1 protein-coding gene is annotated in these 1,548 nt (G+C 66.1%); it reads left to right on the plus strand.

The genetic code is table 11. From position 1 onward, the window contains the following. The first annotated feature begins 79 nt into the window (after nucleotides 1-79). Entirely contained in the window at nucleotides 80-1,462 is a 1,383-nt protein-coding gene (locus HNR51_RS26515; protein WP_182556957.1) for an IS1182 family transposase, read from the plus strand. Nucleotides 1,463-1,548: the final 86 nt, after the last annotated feature.

A 1,548-nucleotide genomic window follows, 5' to 3' on the forward strand; every position in this document is an offset into this window, starting at 1 on the left:
GATTTTGTTGAAAAACTCGGCTGTTGCAGCGGCATATCTGAGGTGATTCACTGCCGTTGTGAGGCGGGGATCGACGCAGATGATGGGACCTCGGCAAGTCGAGCAGGGCGCTCTGTTCTACGAGTTCTCGCTCGACACCCACGTTCCCGCCGACCATCTCTTGCGCTCCATCGACCGCTTCGTCGATCTCAGCGACCTGCGCCGCGCGTTGGCACCGTTCTACGCCTCCACAGGCCGCCCCTCCGTCGATCCCGAGCTGATGATCCGCATGCTGCTCATCGGTTACTGCCTCGGCATTCGCTCCGAGCGGCGCCTGTGCCAGGAGGTCCATCTCAACCTCGCCTATCGCTGGTTCTGCCAGCTCGGGCTCGATGGCCGTGTGCCGGACCACGCCACCTTCTCGAAGAACCGGCACGGCCGCTTCCGTGACAGCGACCGGTTGCGCGAGGTGTTCGAGGCCACCGTGCAGCGCTGCATCGACGAGGGTCTCGTCGGCGGTGAGGGTTTTGCGGTCGACGCCAGCCTGATCCGGGCTGATGCCAACAAGCAGCGCGCCGCGGACGCCTCAGAGGCCGTCGAGTGGGACGACCTCGCCCGGACCCGTCGGTCGGTGCGCGAGTATCTCGAAACCCTCGATGAAGCCGCCTGGGGCGCCGCGAGCGAGGCCAGGCCGAAGTTCGTCTCGCGCTCCGATCCGGCGGCGCAGTGGACAGGCGCGATGAAGGGCCATGCCTTCTTCGCCTACGCCACCAACTACCTGATCGACCTTGATCACGCCGTGATCGTCGATGTCGAGGCCAGCCGCGCCATCAGACAGGCCGAGGTCGGCGCATCCCGCACTATGATCGCGCGTACGCAGGACCGGTTCGGGCTGTGGCCAGCTCGGCTTGCCGCTGACAGTGCCTACGGATCAGCCGAGCACCTTGCTTGGCTTGTGCACGAGCGTGGGATCGAACCGCACATCCCCGTCTTCGACAAGTCGGAGCGCAGCGACGGCACCTTCAGCCGCTCAGCCTTCACCTACGCCCCGGAAGCCGATGCCTACACCTGCCCGGCCGGCAAACCGCTTCGGCCACGCCAGAGAGTTTACCGGACTCCGCTCCCGCTCGTCGATGACGATGGCATGATGCGCTACCGCGCCAGCAAGCGCGACTGCGGTCCCTGTCCGCTAAAGCTGCAATGCTGCCCCAACACCCCTGCTCGCAAGATCCCGCGCTCGGTCCACGAAGGGGCCCGGCAAATGGCGCGCGATATCTGTGCCTCGGAGGAGGGCCGCACCTCGCGGCGCGAGCGCAAGAAGGTCGAGATGCTGTTTGCCCACCTCAAGCGCATCCTGAAGCTGGATCGGCTCCGGCTACGGGGACCGAACGGGGCCCGGGACGAGTTCCACCTCGCCGCGGCGGCCCAGAACCTCAGGAAGCTCGCCAAGCTGATCCCGCTGCAGCAGCTGAGCCTGGCCTGATCGGCCGGGATCGCCCTCACGCCGGACAGAAGCGCTCATCCGCCCGGCACTCGATCCACATCGGCCGCGGGTTTTTCAACGAAATC

Source organism: Methylorubrum thiocyanatum (genome assembly GCA_014138645.1).
GTDB lineage: Bacteria > Pseudomonadota > Alphaproteobacteria > Rhizobiales > Beijerinckiaceae > Methylobacterium > Methylobacterium thiocyanatum.